The following is a 16,189-nucleotide window of genomic DNA, read 5'->3' as shown; positions in this document are numbered from 1 at the left end:
TCAGCGACCCCCGTCCCGGCGTCCGGCGGCGAGCGGCGCGACCGGGGCGAGCGTGGGCTGCGGTCCGGTCGCGGTCGTCGCGGCGTCCGTGCCGTAGGCCATGCCGACGATCCGGGCGCGGTAGGCAGCGACGAGGCCGATGACCTCGGCCATGGACTCGCGGACGATGTACTTGGCGCCGTCGACCATGATGAGCGTCGTGTCCGGTGTCTCCTGGATGCGCTCCACGAGGTCGGGGTTGACAGCGAATGCGCTGCCGTTGAGTCGTGTGACGACGATCATGGCCCGTCCTGGTTCTCGATCGTCCCGCCGCCGTCCGTGGGGCGGGATGCAGACCCGTCCGTGGGTGTGCAGGGACCGCTATCGGCGGTCCCCGGGACCCCGTTAGCCTGGCGCGGTGACCATCGTCGAGGACCTGCTGGCGGGACCCCGTGGTCGGCGCTTCTGCTGGGAGGTCGTGCTCGCCACGGTCCGGGAACAGCCGGACGACGACACGCTGTTCCGGGCGTCGTACTGGATGTCCGTCCGCCGCGGTGAGGGCGGTTCACTGTTCGAACCGGGCGCAGTGCACCCGGGCCCGGTCCCCTCGGACGACCAGGTGGTCGCCGCGGTCGCGGCAGTGCTCGACGCCGCGGATCCCGTTGCGACCACCCTCGACCAGGCACTCGCGGCACTCGGTCGCGCCGCGGAGTCGGCGAGGTGGTGGCAGCCGCCGGACGCCGAGGACGTGCTGCTCGGCAGGGTCGTCCCGCCGGCACTGCACGATCGGATCGCCGCTGCGGTCGCGGTCGCCCCCGCCGTCCAGGCGCTGCTCGCTCCGGCTCCGACCTCCCGGCAGTGGGCCGTCACCCCGGACGCGCCGGGCTGGGGCGGGCCGTCGCGCCCCGCTGACGAACTGCTCGCCGAGTGGCGCCGCGAGGTCCTCGCCGAGCGCTCGCACGGCCTCCGCGCGCCGGTGGACGCACCGATCAGCGGCACGTGGTGGACGACGCCGCCCGACGGCCTCCTCGACACCACGACCGAGCGAGGCGGCCGCGGTCCCCTCGGCCTCTGGGCCGTCGAGGACCACACCGGCTGGGAGCGCGCCCGCGTCGCCGCCGCCGCGGTCGATCCGTCCAGCCGGATCGTCGTGGTCGACGACGCCGACGACTGGGCCGCCCTGTGTCGATCGGCATCGATCGACGTGACGGCCACGACCCGACGCCACGACTGGTACCAGGCGACCGGACGCGTGGGCGACTGGGTCGTGCCCGACTGGGTCGCGGTGGCCGAGCGCTTCGACGCGGTCCACCTGACGCTGCGCTGCTGGCTGCGCGCCTCCGGTACCGCGGTGCCGGTGGACGACACCACCGCGAGCGTGATCGCCGGGTGGACGCCGGACACGACCGTCTGGCTGCGCGACCCGAGGCCGGCGCTCGGCCCGTCGACGACGTGGCGGTGGAGCAACGAGCAGGAGGGGTGGTACCCGGCCTGAACTCTCATGGACGAGTTATTCCCGATCCGATCCTGCGAGAACGCCGGGATTCGTCCCCTGGTTTATCTCATGAGCGTGTTACCGTGGCGTCCATGTCCGACACCACCACCGTCGTCACGCCCACCGAGCCGGCCGTGTCTGCACCCACCGCTCCCCTGCGCGAGGTCGGCGCCCTGATCCGGGGCGCCCGCAAGGGTCGCAGCATGACCCAGTCCCAGCTCGCCGAACGTGTCGGGACCAGCCAGAGCGCGATCAACCGCATCGAGCAGGGCGGTCAGAACCTGTCGCTCGAGATGCTCACGCGCATCAGCGACGCCCTCGACCAGCAGATCGTGTCCATCGGCGGTGCCCCGCAGCGCGCGCACCTCCGCGTGCAGGGCGGTCGGAAGCTCAGCGGTTCGATCGCGGTGAACTCGAGCAAGAACGCCGCGGTCGCACTGCTCTGCGCGTCCCTGCTCAACCGCGGGGTCACCCGTCTGCACAAGGTCGCCCGCATCGTCGAGGTCGACCGCATCATCGACGTGCTCCGCAGCCTCGGCGCGACCGTCACGTGGTCGGAGGACGGCGAGGTGCTCGAGATCGTCGCGCCGTCCGACCTGCACCTCGACGCGATCGACGCCGACGCGGCCCGTCGCACCCGCAGCGTGCTCATGTTCCTCGGTCCGCTCAGCGGCCGCTACGGCTCGTTCCGCCTGCCCTACGCCGGCGGCTGCGACCTCGGCACCCGCACGGTCGAGCCGCACCTCATCGCACTCCGCCCGTTCGGCGTCGACGTCGAGGCGACCTCGGGCTGGTACGAGGTCGACGTGGCGAACACCGAGGTGCCGACGAAGTCCGTCGTGCTGACCGAGCGCGGCGACACCGTCACCGAGAACGCGATCCTCGCGGCGGCCGCACGCGACGGCGTCACGACGATCCGCAACGCCAGCCCCAACTACATGGTGCAGGACCTCTGCTTCTTCCTCGAGCTCCTCGGTGTGCAGGTCGAGGGCATCGGCTCGACGACGCTCCGCATCACCGGTAGGAGCCGGATCGACGAGGTCGTCGACTACTGGCCGAGCGAGGACCCGGTCGAGGCGATGAGCCTCCTGACCGCGGGCATCGTCACCGAGTCGACCCTCACGGTGACCCGTGCGCCGATCGAGTTCCTCGAGATCGAGCTGGCGACCCTGGCCGAGATGGGCCTGCGCTTCGACGTCAGCGACGAGTACGCCGCCGCCAACGGCCGCACCCGCCTGGTCGACATCACGGTGCACCCGTCCGAGCTGCACGCGCCGATCGACAAGATCCACGCGATGCCGTTCCCCGGCCTGAACATCGACAACCTGCCGTTCTTCGTCGTCATCGCGGCGATGGCGGAGGGCACCACGCTCGTGCACGACTGGGTGTACGAGGGTCGGGCGATCCACCTGCTCGACCTCACGCGCCTCGGCGCGAGCGTGACCCTGCGCGACCCGCACCGTCTCGACGTCACCGGTCCGACGCACTTCTCGGGAGCCGAGGTCAGCTGCCCGCCGGCGCTGCGTCCCGCGGTCGTGATCCTGCTGGCGATGCTCGCGGCGAAGGGCGAGAGCGTCCTGCGCAACGTCGGCATCATCGCCCGCGGCTACGAGCAGCTGCAGGAGCGCCTCAACTCGCTCGGTGCGTCGATCGAGACGTTCCACGACTGAGGTTGCGACCGCGGCGGCGACACGCCCGAGGGATCGTCGACGTCAGGACCGGGAAGGAGCGCGACACCTCCAGGTGGAAGGGGGACACCGTGACACGACCACCCGGCACCGGTGACGCGGCGCTGCTCGCTGCCATCGCGACCGGCGATCGTGGTGCGCTCGCGACCGCGTTCGACCACCACGCGCCGACCCTGACGCGCTACGCCTGGGCCCTCGCCGACGACCGCGCGGGCGTCGCCGCGCTCGTGCAGGACAGTTTCGCGAGCCTCTGGCAGCAGGCCGGGACCATCGCGGTCGACGAGGTCGGTCTGCTTCCGTGGCTCCTCGTGACCTGCCGCGACCACTGGGCAGCCTCGACGTCGACCGACCGGCACCGGGACCCCGCCGACGCCCAGCACCGACTGCGGTTCGTGCTCGACGAAGTTGCGGCGCTCGGCCCCGTCGCCCGCCAGGTCGTCGAGGCCTGCATCGTCGGTGGTCGATCCTTCGCCGAGGCGGTCCGTACACCTCCGCTTCCACTCCCCCGCATCACGGGGCCCTCCCGACGCAGCGCCGCGGACCCCAGGAAGGCGGTGGACGACCGTGAACACTGAGCCCCCCACCGGCGACGAGCTGACGCAGATGCTCGTCACGATGAAGCACCAGGTCCTCGCCGAGGCCCGTCCTCGCGGCGCGGGTCGCCGCCACCGCCTCGGCCGCGTCGGCATCGTGGTCGGTGTGGTCGCGATGCTCGGCATCGGTGCCGCGAGCGGAGCCGTGGCCATCGGCCTGGTGCCGGCACCGTTCTCCCCTGTGGCCGCGCCGACCACCGCGGTGACCCCGACGCCGACGGGCTCGTCCGAACCGTCGTCCGCCGCGGTCACGCCGTCGTTCCGCCCCGCTCCGTCGGCGACCCCGACCCCGACGCGTGCACCGTTCGCACTCGACGACCCGAGGACCTGGACGATCTCGGGCTCCGAGCTCGGACCCGTCGCCGTTGGCGGCCGCACCGAACAGGAGACCGACGACCTCGACGCCGTTCTCGACCGGGAGCCGAGCGGCGGGTGCACACCCGAGGGGGTGTGGCAGAACACGGACGGAGTCCAGGTGCAGGTCGTGTCCGACGACACCGGCGCGGTCTCGAGCGTGGTCCTGTCGTCGTTCATCGCCGACGGGCCGCCCGGGCGGCTCTCGGGTCCGACGACAGCCCGCGGCATCGGCGTCGGGTCCACGCTCGACGAACTGCGCGCGGCCTACCCGGACCTCCGGAACGACTCACCCGGCTTCGATGGGCCCTGGTCGATGTGGTCGACGGACACGGCCGACGGTCCGATCCGGTTCCAACTCGGGTCGGGCTCGTGGATCCGGGCCGTGTGGATCGGCGGCGATGGCAACCTGCCCACGGCCATCTGCGACCTCTGACGAAGCGCCCCACTTCCACGCTGCATCGCTCACGGTCACCGGACCCGACGGCCCGTTCCCGCAAGTGCGGACGGGCCGTCACCCGTCCCGACGAACGCTCCGGTGCCTCCGGGGCGTCTGCCAGACGGGACGGACGCGCGGTCCAGGCGCCCGGTGCTGCATGGGGACATGGCCACGAGATCGCTCCTGACCGTCCCGCTCCTCCTCACCGCGGCTGCCGCTGCTGTCGCATGGATTGCATTCGGCCCCGCAGCCGCCCTGGCGTTCGCTGCGCTCGCCGTCCTCGAGATCGTGTAGGCCGCCGACTCGTCGGTGCCGATGGCAGGCATCGCCGGTCGTCTGCACTCCCCCGCCCGGCGACTCTTCCTGTCCCTCGGCATCGTCGCCGGCGTGCTCGCCATGCGCCTGCTCCTGCCGCCGGCGGCCGTCGCCGTCGGCGGGGCGACGGACCCTGCGACCGCCGTCGACGCGGCGGTGTTCGCCCCCGGGTCCTTCTCCGCGCACCTCGCCGAGGTCCGGCCCGCGCTGGCCGCATTCGTTGCAGCCTCCCCCGCGGCGGCTGGGCAATGCACCCGCATCTCTGGTTCCGGCACACCGCGAAGAACAGCGGGAAGGTCTTCTACTCCCAGGCGATGGGCTACCCGGCGCCCGACCCGTTCGCGCAGCTCGAGCTCGAGCTGATGATCGACGCGGTTAGTGACGTCAGCATCTGATGGCGGTGCCGCAGTCGCTGCTCATCGATCCGGACTTCATTCCCCTGCGTGCTGCGCTCGTCCGCGAGCTCGGAGCACCGGAAGCGATCGTTTGGCAGCTCATCTACTCCCGAACCGCGCGCCAGAGCCCTCACCGGTACGAGCGAGACGGCCAGTCCTGGTGGAGAGCCAACCGCGACGAGCTCGCACACGCCTCGGGGCTGTCGTCGGATCAGATCAAGCGTGTGATCGCGAAGCTCGAGAAGTCCGGCCACCTCCACGCGGCCGAACACCGAGACGGCGGCATCACGGATCGGACCAAGTCGTACCGGTGCGTGACGGACGAATCCGCGCAGTCGAGTGGTGCGAATCCGCCCAGTCAAGAGTGGGGTAATTCCGCCCACTCTTCCTCTAAGAAGTCAGAAGAAGAAGTGAGTCCTTCGTACTCACCGCGAGCGGACGGATCTGCACTCTCGGAGCTCTTAGACGAGGCGTGGAAGCACTGGCCGAAGAAGGATGCACGTAAGCCCGCCTTCGAGCAATTTCAGAAGCTCGTCCGGGACCGCGTGATGGCTGCCGGAGACCTCGCCGCCGCGATCGTTCAGCACGGCGACGCCTACACCGCTTCCGGACGCGACGTGCAGTACGTCCCCGGGCTCCGCCCCTGGCTCAACCAGAGGCGTTGGTCTTACGACTTCGCTCGCCCAGCTGTCAGCCAACCCAAGCAGACCGCGTTCCACCGCAACCTCAGCACCGTCGAACACTTCGCCCAGGAGGCACAGCATGAACAAGCTCGAGCTCTCGAAGCTGCTCACCACGTTCTCCCTCGTTGACCACCGCAACGTTGACCCGGAGACCGTCAACGCCTGGTACGACGTTCTCGGCGACCTTGACGTCGAGTTCGCCTATCAAGCGGGCGTCGACCACTTCCGGGACTCGACCGAGTACTTGAAGCCGGCCCACATCGTCGCCGGCACGAGGAAGCTGCAACAGAGGAACGCCCTGGACGTCCAAGAAGCCCGCTCTCGCGGTGTCATCGGTTCCGACTGGCCAGATACCAAGAAGCTGCCCGTTGCGGCGGTAGAGGCGCTGCAGGCCGATCGCGTTGCGCGCCGGGGCGTCATCATCGGCGGCACCTGGTTTGAAACCCACGACGCCTACCGCCAAAGCGTGGAACAGCGCAGTCGCGACGCGCTCCCCAACGCGTCCATGTGGCTCGGCGGCAACGCTGAGCCCGCAGCCCCGGAGTACCTGCGGTGACCGGCGCACACACTGACACGACTGACCCCGATCAGATGAGGAACAGCATGACCATCCCCCAGCAGGCTGCGGGAGAAGCCGCCGTCGACCCCACCGCGCTCCTGTCGCTCGCTGCAGCTCGCGCCCGACTCCGGCTCAACGAAGCACCCGGACTCATCGCCTACGTCCGCACGCTCGTCGTCCCCGCAGGCGCACAACGCTCGGACGGTCTGCCTCGACCGGCCTCGAAGGAAGCTCCGGCGCCTCTCCGAGTGGACGCGGTCGACGAATCCGACGCCGCCTACGCGCAACTGCTGCACTGGGTGTCCTACTGGTCCGACGAGCTGCACATCGCACCCCCGGTCACGGCGACCTACGCATGGGCAGACGGCCGGGAGGTGCAGGGCTTCCGAGCCGGCGTCACTCCCGACGGTGCTGCAGCGCTGGTGCTGAACGTCACCATCTGGCTGCTCACCCACCAGGACAAGATCGAACGACACCAGCACGCCGGCGCCTACTTCGACGACGTCGCGACCATCGTCTGGGAGCTCCGTCAGAAGTTCCCCCGCGACGGACGCGGCCCGCGACCGGTGATCCCCCGCCCGTGCCCCGTCTGCGGCGACGCGTCAATGGGGGTCGAGTGGCAGTCGGAGCAGCTTCAGGACTTCACCCTCACGTGCACCTACTGCGGCTTCGAGGGCGACACTGCTGCACTCCTGAAGGAGCGGGACCTCGCGGAGCTTTTCCGCGACATGCGCGCCGAAGAAGTCGCTGAACCGACCACGTGATGGACGAAGAAGCAGGGCGCTCGCGAGATGCGGATCACACCCCAGACCCTCAACCGGTACATCCAGAACGACGGACTGAAGACGCACACGGCCGACGGGGAGGTGTACGTGAATGCCGACCAGCTGCGGGAGATCTGGCGTGCCAAGCGGCTGCTGGACGCAAACCAGCAGCGCACCGCGTAAGCGCCCAGCACGCGTCGTAGGCTGCATGCAGCTGCCAGAGGAGGGCTTCATGGACCACAAGACGGTCGACGAGCGGGACACCGAATGGGAAACAGCTACCCCACGCTTGCGAGCGTTCTTCTGGACCAACGGACGAAGCCACCTGGACTGCGTCGAAATCTCCGGCGCGACCATTCGGGACGCGTCAACCTGGGCTCGCGACGAAGCAGAACGACGGGGAGCCAAGCTGCAGCTCGCCATCTTGTCCGCCGACGAGGCTGGCCTCCCCGGACTTATCTGGCTGACAGACGGCGGCGGTGCGGACGCCTAACAGCATCCGCACCGCCGCCGCGACCAGTCGCTCTGTTCAGGGTACGTCCGTGACGTGCCGCGGCCCGTTGGTCGACGAGACCGCAGGTGCGTCAGCCGGATCGAGCGTGCCCGTCGCGATGTACCAGCCGTTCGCCCGATAGCCGTCTTGCCCCAGCTGCGGGATATACGTCGTCACCTGCGTTCCGTCCGTCTTGAAGGTCTTCGTCGTGTCGGTGGTGCGGACCTTCTTGTACTTCGTGTAGGGCGACTCCGTGGATGACCACGACAGGAGCCCCTGCACCCGAACAGATACGGTCGGCTCACAGCCGCAGGTCCCCTTGCACGAGGCCCTGATCTTCGCGATCACTCCGTTGGACCCGTCCGAGTAGTGCGCGCTGTTGGTCTGCACCGTGCAAGTGATCTTCGACCCCGCAGCGACTCGGGCTGTGGACGCTCCAGCGGCAGAAGAAGACGGCGCGTTGAACGTCACGGACTGCGGCTCACTCCAGGTGTCCTCAGGACTCGCTGCATTGGCGACTGTGGTCCCACCCATCAGCAGAACGGCGGTCATTGCGACGGCGAGCGCCATCGACTGCTTCAACTTCATGTTGCCCCCTTCTCGCTTGGTCCCTCCAAGCAAGAAGGAGTCAAGCGGAGAACTTGTACTTAGAGGCCGGGTCGATACTCGACCGTGACCTCCTGTACCGCCACTCAGGAGAACTTCGACCCCGGAAAGGTGGAAGGCTGTTCATCTTTCGGCTATGATCTCAGTAACACCGCATGCTCGCCCGGAACCATCCGAGCGAGCATGCTGCGTTTCAAGCCGAGCAAAGCGCTCAAAGAAGCCCGATAACGACCAGCACTGAGCCCATGGCTCCAGTCGCGATCGCGCCGACGGACATCCATCCCTCGAACCCCAACTTCCGAGGACTCTCCCACTCGTTGACGATGATTGTCACGTTCGTGAAGATCACGGAAAGCGCGACAACAATCGCTCCCACGAGAGCAACCAGATCCTTGTCCCCACCTGCTGGCCCGTGCAAGATCGAGATGCTCAAGGCGCCGCCGATTACTACCGTGTAGGCGACGAGCAAGACGAGGGCGGCAATGCGCGTCCGCGTCCGCACCGGATTGGCCGGCTGCGCACCAGAGGTTGCGTTTTGTGCCGCAGTGAGCTTTTGGACGGCATGCTCGAGGTCGGTCAAGCGCCGAGCGTTCTTCCCCATCATGCGTGCTCCTATCGGTCGGTTGCTGAGCAATCGTTAGCAACGACTGGCAGCTCGTGGGCTGGCTCCTCAGGCGCCAGCCCCCGGTCATGGTGGTCAGCCCACCCGCGGCGACACATCCGCGACAACAAGACGCCTACGGATCCGGACTGTGACCGGCGGTGCGCCAGGCATCGAGGGACGAGCGGACGCCCTCCGCACCTGCCACCTGCCTTCCAAGCTCAGTTCGGCAGAGCGCCCGGTTGAAGCCCGGGAGGATACTGGTTCGATCCCAGCGGTTGGCACCAGGTCCGTGCTCGCGAGTGGAGACGTCTGCGCGGCGCTCGGACGAGCCGAGCGCTCTCGAGCGGGTACGGCCCGGCCACTTCCCAACTTCCCCGTCACCCGCAGACCACAACAGATGCTGCTGCGACGAGCTGACGGGGAACCCCACCAGGCCGAGACCCCCGAGAGAAGCCGCGCTGACAACGCGGACCCCGGACGAGGACGGCCGACCACGTCAGGAGGACGCCGATGCCCGTCAACCTCGGCAACGACTTCGACCGCGCCGTCCTCACAGCCGCCGGCATCGACCCCGCCACCGCGCAACTCGGCACCGTCCAGATCGACGCGCTCCCCACCGACGGGCCTGTCACCATCCGGTACACCGCAGTCGCAACCGCACCCGCCGCAGCGATCCGCGAGTTGATCTGCAAGACGTCCGACGTGCCAGCATGACCGACCGCAACGGACACGGGCACCGCGCCTACCGCCGCGCCCAGGCCGCCCTCAAGCGCCGCACCGCCGCCGAGCAGCTGCCCTGCTGGTGGTGCGGGAACGCCATCGACACCACGCTGCCCGACACAGACCGGATGGCGTTCACCGCCGACCACCCCGACGCACTCGCCAACGGCGGCCGCCTCGCCGGCCAGCAGCTGCAGCCGATGCACCGGCACTGCAACGCGAGCAAGGGTAGTGCCGCTGACGTTGAGATCTGGCCCGCGTCCTAGGCGAGGAAGGCTAGACCCTGCTCCCGGGGAACGACTGGCACGTGTTCGTGGCGGTCTTCAACGGCACGTCGAGCGTCATCCGCATGGACGACGCGGAGGTGAACGGCTCGGTCGGGACCGGGGCACCCGGGCGTATGGAGATCGGACGGAATACCAACTCGTCAGGGTTCGCGCAGGTCGACATCGCCGAGGTCGGTTCCTTCGCCCGCGCACTCACCGCAGCGGAACGCGCCGAGCTCGTGTCCAACCTCCGCGGGTTGTATTCGCTGTAGCAGCACCACTCGACCCCCTCGGGTTCCTTTGGGAGCTCGAGGGGGTCCTTCTGTCGTTCTACGGGCTTGCGCCCCGAGTGTCGGCGGCTCTCGGTACCGTGGCCGTCCTCGTCAATTGATCCTCAAGGGAGGACCGTGCAGCCAGACATCAACATCACCGTCGACCCGAACGACCCGAACCTCGAACAGCTGATCGAGGACGCGGCTTTCTACATCGCGCGCGGCAGCCTGGAGAAGCGCTCCACTGTCGTCGTGCTCGTCTCCGACGTTGACGGGAACGAGCTCTTCAAGCGGGAAGTCGACGTAGCGCGTGCCTACGACCGCATCCCGTTCACCGTCGACGGCGACCCGCTCATGGTGCCCGTCGGCTCGGCGGCCGCGGCAGCTATCGCGTCGTTCCTTGATCAGCACAACGCAGAACTCGACGCGGCTCTCGAGCCCTTCGGCTACAAGTCGGCAGATGTCCGCGGTGCGTGGAAGCGTCCGCTGTTCCGCGACGAGGTTCACGGCTAGACAGCGCCGCACGAGAGCCGCACCCGCATGTACCGGTGAGCTCGTCTACAAGACCCCCTCGAGTTCTTTCGGGAACTCAAGGGGGTCTGTCGATGGACTGTCAGTCGTCCAGATGAGGCATGGGACCGTCGTCCGCTTCGTAGTACTCACGTACCCAGGTGTCCCACTCGTTGTCGCGTGCCATCAGTGCCTCCTTGCTGTGCGCCGACTCTCGACGTCACAACCTGAACTATCGGCAGCACGCGATCACACTGACGCGAAAGGGCCCCTCGAGCGCATGCTCGAGGGGCCCTTTCGGTCGTTTCAGGCGTGGACCTGGTCAGCGGCTACTTCGGTCTGCCGCTCGACATCTTGTCGAGCGAGTCGGTAGTGGTCATCCCAACCCGGGGTGCCCTTGCCTGCTGTGTGCAGTGCTGTCCGGGCAGCAGTGATGGCGTTCACCATGGCATCCGCTTCGTTGTCTGCTTCGAGAATCATCGAGAAGGTGAGTGCGCTGCGCTCGACGTCAAGCTCAAGGTCGGGGTCGATCACGCCCTCTACCTCGAAGAGTGCGTCGGCGATTCCAGTGAAGTCGTCTTCGAGCTGCTCCACCGAGACGTCGGGTGCGGTGCACTCGAGCCGGAGGAAGAACATGTTCATGGGGTGGCCTCCTGTGTCCAGCAGTCTAGTCGGGCGAAGTAGTGCCTCAGGTTCGTCAGGTAGTTGGGGTTCGACGGGGTGAGGTGGACGGTCTTCAGGTGAGCGCCACACGGGCACTTCCCCTTGAAGTACTTCTTACCCTTGGTGAACTTCCAGTGGTGGTTCTCTTCGGCATCCCGAAGGAACTTCTCGACGTCCTTGTCGGGATGGCGGGGCCGGTCGTCTGTCATCGCTGTCCTCCCCGAAACAGTGACGCCAAGGTAACAGACGTCGGCTCAGCAGCCGTGTGCCTAGTCCATGGCACGCCGATGTCCAACGACGGCGTCGCGCCAGACCCACGCTCAGTCGGCGCCTTGCCCGAAGCCCCACTCGACGAGCACTGCGCGGTCCGTGTACGCGAGTGCTCGCCCTTCGACCTCGAGGATCCGGTCGGGGAACTGCACCCAGGCGAGCACCGGGTCCGGCGCAGGCAGGTCTACCTCGGGCCCGCCGCGGGCGAGCTCGGGGAGCGAGTTCGCGTCGCCGAGCGTCCACCGGTCACGGCGTCGCTTCGCCATAAGCGGTCGCGCGGGCGGAGCGTGCGAATGGTGACGGCATCGCGGGGCACCCACGCGCGCTGCAGCCGTCCCTGCCACGAGATCTCGACGAACACGGCGACTTCGGACCGGGCGACGGCGAACGCCTTCACCTCGGCGAGCACGCCGATCTGGTCGAAGCGGAGGTCGCGCACGGTGACGGGCTGCGGCGGGTCGACGGGATCAGGGCTGCCGATCCGGTCGAGGGGCAGCGAGTCGGCGGCGTAGATCGGGACGTCCTGGTGCTCGAGCGGCGCCCACGGGTGCTCGTTCATGCCGCCAGGATCACCGAGTCCGCCGACAGTGTCATCAAGCGCTCACGCTCAGGAATCGCGTCCTTTTGTTTCCCGGGGGACAAAGCCTGGTCCTCAGAAGTACCGACCCCGCCGTACCTTCCGACGCAATATCATCATGTCTGGCAGTGGGTGGATGAATTTTGAGGGGACTGTGTGAATCTGGACATTACTAAGTCCGGCATATCGCGTCGCGGAATGCTGGCAATTCTTACCGCCACGGTGGGATCCGCAGCGGCTGCAGCAATTCTCGGGGAAGCGGCTCCAGTGGCGGCTATCGGGAGGTGGGGCGGCTACGAGAACGGCAAGATTCCGCTTAGCGCTCTGACTCCAGTCCCCGCTTCGATCGGCGGATACCTGAGGAACGATGCGGCAGTCGCATATAACAACTTCAGCGCGGAGTTTCGAGGGCGGTTCGGGAAGGCTCTCTCAATCACGGAGGGCTATCGCACCTACGAACGTCAGCAGACGCTCTGGAACGCGTACCAAAACGGAACCGGGAACTTGGCTGCGGCGCCAGGCACGTCGAACCACGGATGGGCTCTGGCGTGCGACTTCGGGTCTGGTGTGAACTCTTACGGGACCGCCGAAAAGGATTGGGCAAATGCCAATGGCCCACGGTTTGGCTGGGTGCCGGCCGGTGACGGCTTCTCGTATCAAGAGCCGTGGCACTTCGAGTACGTGCTCGGTGATCAAGCGCCGCCTCCGGGGAGCGGCAATTCAGTTCCAACAACAACGAAAGGTGATGGAATGATCGTACTTGCCAATACGGCGACGAACCAGTGGGTTGCTGCTGATCAGGGGCGGTGGGACGTTATCCCGAGCGGACAGGGGGACCTCTATGTGGCCCTGGCAGGACGAGACCGCGTTCCACTGAGCGACCCGGACTTCACTCGTGCCCGCGACTACTTCGTGGGCGGCAAGCAGACTGACACGAAGGTCTACGCGGCTCCGAACAACGTCTGGTACCTCATCGGTCCGGGAGTGTTCTATGCCATCCCCTCCGGGCAGGGAGGCATCTTTGAAGGGGCCTTCGGCCCGCGTCAGCCGATCGACAACTCGACCTTCCAGGCGCTTCAGGCCGCGTTCCAGCGGTAGCCAACATCCTCGGGATCCCCGTCCGCTGTAAAGCGGACGGGGCTTTGCCGTGTTGCGACCCAGTCGGAGCGAGCGACTGTCTGGCGAGGGACCGATAGGACAGTTGGGCCCGAGACCTTGTCATGAGCGCCACGCGCGCGTTGCATGTGCACATGCAGCAACGACGTGGTGATGGATCAATTTTCCGAGTGCCCGCCGACCCCGACAAGCCCTTGGTCTACTGGCAAGTCACGCTGGATTTCCCGCGCGACGTCGATGGACGCCGGAACCGGGTGACACTGAGGTCACGGGACTACGACACGGCGCTTCGGAAGCTCGCAATCCTGCGCCTCCAGCGTGCGGAGGCGACGCCGCGTCCGCCAGCGCCGATCGAGATGCCAACTGCTCCCCCACTGGTCCCCAGCTCGTCGCTCAAGGCGGGGAACGCCATCGGTCAGGCTCCTGCCGAGGCCGCCTGCTGTCGCTCCAGCGCTTGCGTCCCGCGAGCCATCTCCCTGAGTGCCGCTCGTCGGCTGACGCGGAACTCCTCCTGGAACGCGACGACATCGCGGAGGAGGACCCGGCGATGACGACCACGCTTGTCGAAGGGGATCGTGCCGTCCTCGAGGTACTTGATCAAGGTCGGCCGCGAGACGCCGAGGAAGTCGGCAGCCTGTTGCGTGGTCATCTGCATGTCGTTCGGCGCGACGGTGACGCCGCTCCCGTTGGCGAGTGCGTCCGCAACCTGCTCGAGGATCGCGTAGAGCTCCTCCGGGATGGGGCGCTCCGACCCGTCGGGTGCGCGGAGTGCCGCACCCGAGTGCGGCGCGACCGAGCTCTCGTGGAGCAGCCTCGCGAAGTCGACGAGGTCGTCCCTGGTGTCGTCGGTCGGGAAGTACGTGCGGGCGGCGGCGTCCCGGGCACGTGGAGGAGTCGAGGTCGCCATGGACGAATCCTATCCGCAGTATTCGAAAGCGCGCCGGATCTCGCGCTGGCTCGTGGAAGCGGGCGAGCTCGTCGCAGAGCGCGGATCGGGAAGGGCGCGCAGCCCGTCCGGCGTTGACTGACGCGTCGGACGAACCCTGAGGAGACACGTGCTCGGTCCAGAACTGGTGGTGGCCCTCGGGCTCGCCATCGCCGTGACGGCTGCGGTCGCCGACCGGATCAGGATCGCACCACCCGTGCTCCTGCTCGTCATCGGCGCGCTGCTCGCCTTCGTCCCCACGTTCGGCCGGGTCGAGCTACCGGCGGACGCCGTCCTGCTGCTGTTCCTCCCCGCGCTGCTCTACTGGGAGAGCCTGACCACCTCGCTCCGCGAGATCCGGAAGAACCTGCGCGGGATCGTCCTCATGGGCACCGTCCTCGTCGTCGTGACCGCCGGCGTCGTCGCCACGCTCCTGCACCTGCTCGGGATGCCGTGGGGGCCGGCGTGGGTGCTCGGTGCAGCGGTCGCCCCGACCGACGCCACCGCCGTCGGTGTGCTCACGAGGATGCTGCCCCGCCGCAACGTCACCGTGCTCCGTGCGGAGAGCCTGGTCAACGACGGCACGACCCTGGTCGTCTACGGCATCGCGGTCGCCGTCACCGTCGGCACCCAGGAGCTCACCTTCTGGAGCGTGTCGGGCATGCTCGTCCTGTCGTACGTCGGCGGGGTTGCCGCCGGGCTCCTCGCCGCCTGGCTCGGCTCCCTCGTGCTCCGTCGGGTCGACACGGTCGTCCTCGAGAACCTCGTCACGCTGCTCGTCCCGTTCGCGGCGTTCCTCGGTGCTGAGGCGATCGGCGCGTCCGGGGTGCTCGCCGTCGTCGCCGCGGGCATCGTGGTGAGCCAGGTGGCGCCGAAGCTCGACCGCGCGGAGACCCGCCAGCAGGTCCGCGCGTTCTGGTCCTTCCTGACCTACCTGCTCAACGGTGCGCTGTTCGTGCTCGTCGGGATCGAGGCGATGGTCGCTGCCCGCGCCCTCGACGCCCCTGAGCTCTGGACGGGGATCGGTCTCGTCCTGGCGGTGTCCGTGGTGCTCGTGCTCGTCCGCTTCGCCTTCGAGGGCACGGTAGGCGGCACGGTGTGGCTCGTCACCCGACGCTTCGGTGGCGAACCCCGCGAGGGCCGTCGCGACCGACTCGTCAGCGGCTTCGCAGGCTTCCGCGGTGCGGTGTCCCTGGCGATGGCCGTCGCCGTCCCGCGCACGCTCGAGTCGGGTGGGGCCTTCCCGGACCGCGACCTCATCGTCTTCGTGACCGCCGGCGTCGTCGTCGTGACCATCGTCGGCCAGGCCCTCGTGCTGCCCGCCGTCCTGCGGCGCGCGGCGCTCCCCGAGGACGAGTCCGTCGGCGAGGAACGCCGCTACGCCGAGCGCACCGCCGTCGAGGAGGCCCTCGACGCACTCCCCCGCTTGGCGCGGAAGGCCGGCGCCGACCGCGCGACCGTCGACCGTGTGCGGCGGGACCTCGAGGCCCATCTCGACGTCATCCAGGCGCGGGAGGAGGACGACGAGGACCACCCGACGCTGCAGCGCCACGACGCGACGGTCGCCCTCGAGCTCGCCCTGGTGCGGCACAAGGCCGCCACCCTGCTGCGGCTGCGGGACGATGACGAGATCGATGACGTGGTGCTCCGTCAGGTCCGGGCCGGCTACGACGCCGAGGAGGCGCGGCTCGAGGGGTCGACGCCGGCCTGAGCCCGCCTCGCGCGCACCTCCGCGGCGCGCTCACTCGATCCGGCCACATGTCGAGGAGTGGGCCGTGCCGACGGCTGGAGGCACGGGGACCAGCGGTCGCAGATGTGGTCATATACCTGCGTGGAGACAGTGATCGTGACCGGTAAGCCCGGCGCTGGCAAAGACCACCGTGAGCCGACTCCTCGCGGCGCG

At 68.3% G+C, this 16,189-nt stretch carries 24 protein-coding genes, 1 tRNA gene and 1 pseudogene; 19 read left to right on the top strand and 7 right to left on the bottom strand.

All coding sequences use genetic code 11. The annotated features are described in order from the left end of the window. The gene (locus C1N91_RS07640; RefSeq protein ID WP_137767251.1) at positions 1-282 is read right to left on the bottom strand and encodes a flagellar FlbD family protein; all 282 of its coding nucleotides are present in this window, start codon (positions 280-282) and stop codon (positions 1-3) included. Between the two features lie 115 nt (positions 283-397). Here C1N91_RS07640 and C1N91_RS07635 point away from each other — a divergent pair, with 115 nt between their 5' ends. The 12 genes and pseudogenes from C1N91_RS07635 to C1N91_RS07595 all read left to right on the top strand — a co-directional run bounded on the left by C1N91_RS07635 (position 398) and on the right by C1N91_RS07595 (position 7,757). Beyond that, positions 398-1,474, top strand: coding sequence for a hypothetical protein (locus C1N91_RS07635; RefSeq protein ID WP_137767250.1), 1,077 nt, complete (start codon positions 398-400; stop codon positions 1,472-1,474). 92 nt (positions 1,475-1,566) lie between these two features. Then, positions 1,567-3,144, top strand: a complete 1,578-nt coding sequence (locus tag C1N91_RS07630) for a helix-turn-helix domain-containing protein (protein WP_217496468.1) — start codon at positions 1,567-1,569, stop codon at positions 3,142-3,144. Between the two features lie 89 nt (positions 3,145-3,233). Continuing rightward, positions 3,234-3,737 (top strand): RNA polymerase sigma factor, encoded by a 504-nt coding sequence (locus C1N91_RS07625; protein WP_137767249.1) that lies wholly within the window; start codon positions 3,234-3,236, stop codon positions 3,735-3,737. Continuing rightward, complete coding sequence (locus C1N91_RS07620; protein ID WP_137767248.1) at positions 3,727-4,545, top strand: hypothetical protein; 819 nt, start codon at positions 3,727-3,729, stop codon at positions 4,543-4,545. Before C1N91_RS07625 ends, C1N91_RS07620 begins: the two co-directional genes overlap by 11 nt. Positions 4,546-4,713: 168 nt before the next feature. After that, positions 4,714-4,842: a hypothetical protein gene (locus C1N91_RS17115; RefSeq protein WP_302642167.1), complete on the top strand. Its 129-nt coding sequence runs from the start codon at positions 4,714-4,716 to the stop codon at positions 4,840-4,842. 21 nt (positions 4,843-4,863) lie between these two features. Beyond that, positions 4,864-5,076, top strand: a pseudogene (locus C1N91_RS17210) (DUF475 domain-containing protein); the annotation flags it as partial. A 35-nt stretch (positions 5,077-5,111) separates the two neighbouring features. Then, complete coding sequence (locus tag C1N91_RS16975; RefSeq protein ID WP_254678389.1) at positions 5,112-5,258, top strand: hypothetical protein; 147 nt, start codon at positions 5,112-5,114, stop codon at positions 5,256-5,258. Next, complete coding sequence (locus C1N91_RS07610) at positions 5,258-6,070, top strand: hypothetical protein (protein ID WP_137767246.1); 813 nt, start codon at positions 5,258-5,260, stop codon at positions 6,068-6,070. The genes C1N91_RS16975 and C1N91_RS07610 overlap by 1 nt, the downstream gene beginning before the upstream one ends. Further along, positions 6,021-6,497, top strand: coding sequence for a hypothetical protein (locus tag C1N91_RS07605; protein WP_137767245.1), 477 nt, complete (start codon positions 6,021-6,023; stop codon positions 6,495-6,497). The genes C1N91_RS07610 and C1N91_RS07605 overlap by 50 nt, the downstream gene beginning before the upstream one ends. A 47-nt stretch (positions 6,498-6,544) precedes the next feature. Then, positions 6,545-7,264: a hypothetical protein gene (locus tag C1N91_RS07600; protein ID WP_137767244.1), complete on the top strand. Its 720-nt coding sequence runs from the start codon at positions 6,545-6,547 to the stop codon at positions 7,262-7,264. Between the two features lie 27 nt (positions 7,265-7,291). Beyond that, complete coding sequence (locus tag C1N91_RS16690; RefSeq protein ID WP_175415957.1) at positions 7,292-7,447, top strand: hypothetical protein; 156 nt, start codon at positions 7,292-7,294, stop codon at positions 7,445-7,447. Positions 7,448-7,496: 49 nt separating this feature from the next. Continuing rightward, positions 7,497-7,757 (top strand): hypothetical protein, encoded by a 261-nt coding sequence (locus C1N91_RS07595; RefSeq protein ID WP_137767243.1) that lies wholly within the window; start codon positions 7,497-7,499, stop codon positions 7,755-7,757. A 36-nt stretch (positions 7,758-7,793) separates the two neighbouring features. Here the strand turns inward: C1N91_RS07595 and C1N91_RS07590 are convergent, their stop codons facing one another. Both C1N91_RS07590 and C1N91_RS07585 read right to left on the bottom strand, forming a co-directional pair. Further along, positions 7,794-8,345, bottom strand: a complete 552-nt coding sequence (locus C1N91_RS07590; protein WP_137767242.1) for a hypothetical protein — start codon at positions 8,343-8,345, stop codon at positions 7,794-7,796. 229 nt (positions 8,346-8,574) lie between these two features. Beyond that, on the bottom strand, positions 8,575-8,967 hold the full coding sequence (locus C1N91_RS07585; protein WP_137767241.1) for a hypothetical protein: 393 nt from the start codon (positions 8,965-8,967) through the stop codon (positions 8,575-8,577). Between the two features lie 207 nt (positions 8,968-9,174). Here C1N91_RS07585 and C1N91_RS07580 point away from each other — a divergent pair. The 5 genes from C1N91_RS07580 to C1N91_RS07560 all read left to right on the top strand — a co-directional run bounded on the left by C1N91_RS07580 (position 9,175) and on the right by C1N91_RS07560 (position 10,738). Beyond that, positions 9,175-9,251, top strand: a tRNA-Phe gene (locus C1N91_RS07580). 226 nt (positions 9,252-9,477) lie between these two features. Next, positions 9,478-9,681, top strand: coding sequence for a hypothetical protein (locus tag C1N91_RS07575; protein ID WP_137767240.1), 204 nt, complete (start codon positions 9,478-9,480; stop codon positions 9,679-9,681). After that, complete coding sequence (locus C1N91_RS07570) at positions 9,678-9,953, top strand: HNH endonuclease (RefSeq protein WP_137767239.1); 276 nt, start codon at positions 9,678-9,680, stop codon at positions 9,951-9,953. The genes C1N91_RS07575 and C1N91_RS07570 overlap by 4 nt, the downstream gene beginning before the upstream one ends. A 41-nt stretch (positions 9,954-9,994) precedes the next feature. Further along, a complete protein-coding gene (locus C1N91_RS07565) occupies positions 9,995-10,225 on the top strand; it encodes a hypothetical protein (protein ID WP_137767238.1) in 231 nt (76 codons plus the stop codon). A 135-nt stretch (positions 10,226-10,360) separates the two neighbouring features. Then, a complete protein-coding gene (locus C1N91_RS07560) occupies positions 10,361-10,738 on the top strand; it encodes a hypothetical protein (protein ID WP_137767237.1) in 378 nt (125 codons plus the stop codon). Between the two features lie 303 nt (positions 10,739-11,041). Here C1N91_RS07560 and C1N91_RS07555 read toward each other — a convergent pair whose 3' ends face one another. From C1N91_RS07555 to C1N91_RS07545, 3 genes are all read right to left on the bottom strand, one after another. Next, positions 11,042-11,377, bottom strand: a complete 336-nt coding sequence (locus C1N91_RS07555; RefSeq protein WP_137767236.1) for a hypothetical protein — start codon at positions 11,375-11,377, stop codon at positions 11,042-11,044. Further along, on the bottom strand, positions 11,374-11,607 hold the full coding sequence (locus tag C1N91_RS07550) for a hypothetical protein (protein WP_137767235.1): 234 nt from the start codon (positions 11,605-11,607) through the stop codon (positions 11,374-11,376). Before C1N91_RS07550 ends, C1N91_RS07555 begins: the two co-directional genes overlap by 4 nt. 245 nt (positions 11,608-11,852) lie before the next feature. Beyond that, the gene (locus C1N91_RS07545) at positions 11,853-12,227 is read right to left on the bottom strand and encodes a hypothetical protein (protein WP_137767234.1); all 375 of its coding nucleotides are present in this window, start codon (positions 12,225-12,227) and stop codon (positions 11,853-11,855) included. A gap of 174 nt (positions 12,228-12,401) precedes the next feature. On the opposite strand from C1N91_RS07545, the gene C1N91_RS07540 reads away from it, so the two are divergent. Further along, a complete protein-coding gene (locus C1N91_RS07540) occupies positions 12,402-13,343 on the top strand; it encodes a M15 family metallopeptidase (RefSeq protein ID WP_137767233.1) in 942 nt (313 codons plus the stop codon). A 433-nt stretch (positions 13,344-13,776) separates the two neighbouring features. Here the strand turns inward: C1N91_RS07540 and C1N91_RS07535 are convergent, their stop codons facing one another. Then, a complete protein-coding gene (locus tag C1N91_RS07535) occupies positions 13,777-14,268 on the bottom strand; it encodes a helix-turn-helix domain-containing protein (protein WP_058727924.1) in 492 nt (163 codons plus the stop codon). A gap of 148 nt (positions 14,269-14,416) precedes the next feature. On the opposite strand from C1N91_RS07535, the gene C1N91_RS07530 reads away from it, so the two are divergent. Beyond that, positions 14,417-15,997 (top strand): Na+/H+ antiporter, encoded by a 1,581-nt coding sequence (locus C1N91_RS07530; RefSeq protein ID WP_137767232.1) that lies wholly within the window; start codon positions 14,417-14,419, stop codon positions 15,995-15,997. Positions 15,998-16,189 lie beyond the last annotated feature (192 nt).

It is taken from the genome of Curtobacterium sp. SGAir0471 (genome assembly GCF_005490985.1).
Taxonomy (GTDB): Bacteria; Actinomycetota; Actinomycetes; order Actinomycetales; family Microbacteriaceae; genus Curtobacterium.
Note: the sequence above shows the minus strand (reverse complement) of the source record. Positions and strands in the feature narration are given on the sequence as shown.

Coding starts and splice junctions, on each gene's coding strand:
- C1N91_RS07630 (WP_217496468.1), top strand. CDS start 1,567: ATGTCCGACACCACCACCGTCGTCACGCCCACCGAGCCGGCCGTGTCT.
- C1N91_RS16690 (WP_175415957.1), top strand. CDS start 7,292: ATGCGGATCACACCCCAGACCCTCAACCGGTACATCCAGAACGACGGA.
- C1N91_RS16975 (WP_254678389.1), top strand. CDS start 5,112: ATGCACCCGCATCTCTGGTTCCGGCACACCGCGAAGAACAGCGGGAAG.
- C1N91_RS07575 (WP_137767240.1), top strand. CDS start 9,478: ATGCCCGTCAACCTCGGCAACGACTTCGACCGCGCCGTCCTCACAGCC.
- C1N91_RS07535 (WP_058727924.1), bottom strand. CDS start 14,268: ATGGCGACCTCGACTCCTCCACGTGCCCGGGACGCCGCCGCCCGCACG.
- C1N91_RS07550 (WP_137767235.1), bottom strand. CDS start 11,607: ATGACAGACGACCGGCCCCGCCATCCCGACAAGGACGTCGAGAAGTTC.
- C1N91_RS07610 (WP_137767246.1), top strand. CDS start 5,258: ATGGCGGTGCCGCAGTCGCTGCTCATCGATCCGGACTTCATTCCCCTG.
- C1N91_RS07640 (WP_137767251.1), bottom strand. CDS start 282: ATGATCGTCGTCACACGACTCAACGGCAGCGCATTCGCTGTCAACCCC.
- C1N91_RS07605 (WP_137767245.1), top strand. CDS start 6,021: ATGAACAAGCTCGAGCTCTCGAAGCTGCTCACCACGTTCTCCCTCGTT.
- C1N91_RS07600 (WP_137767244.1), top strand. CDS start 6,545: ATGACCATCCCCCAGCAGGCTGCGGGAGAAGCCGCCGTCGACCCCACC.
- C1N91_RS07555 (WP_137767236.1), bottom strand. CDS start 11,377: ATGAACATGTTCTTCCTCCGGCTCGAGTGCACCGCACCCGACGTCTCG.
- C1N91_RS07570 (WP_137767239.1), top strand. CDS start 9,678: ATGACCGACCGCAACGGACACGGGCACCGCGCCTACCGCCGCGCCCAG.
- C1N91_RS07590 (WP_137767242.1), bottom strand. CDS start 8,345: ATGAAGTTGAAGCAGTCGATGGCGCTCGCCGTCGCAATGACCGCCGTT.
- C1N91_RS17115 (WP_302642167.1), top strand. CDS start 4,714: ATGGCCACGAGATCGCTCCTGACCGTCCCGCTCCTCCTCACCGCGGCT.
- C1N91_RS07585 (WP_137767241.1), bottom strand. CDS start 8,967: ATGATGGGGAAGAACGCTCGGCGCTTGACCGACCTCGAGCATGCCGTC.
- C1N91_RS07595 (WP_137767243.1), top strand. CDS start 7,497: ATGGACCACAAGACGGTCGACGAGCGGGACACCGAATGGGAAACAGCT.
- C1N91_RS07545 (WP_137767234.1), bottom strand. CDS start 12,227: ATGAACGAGCACCCGTGGGCGCCGCTCGAGCACCAGGACGTCCCGATC.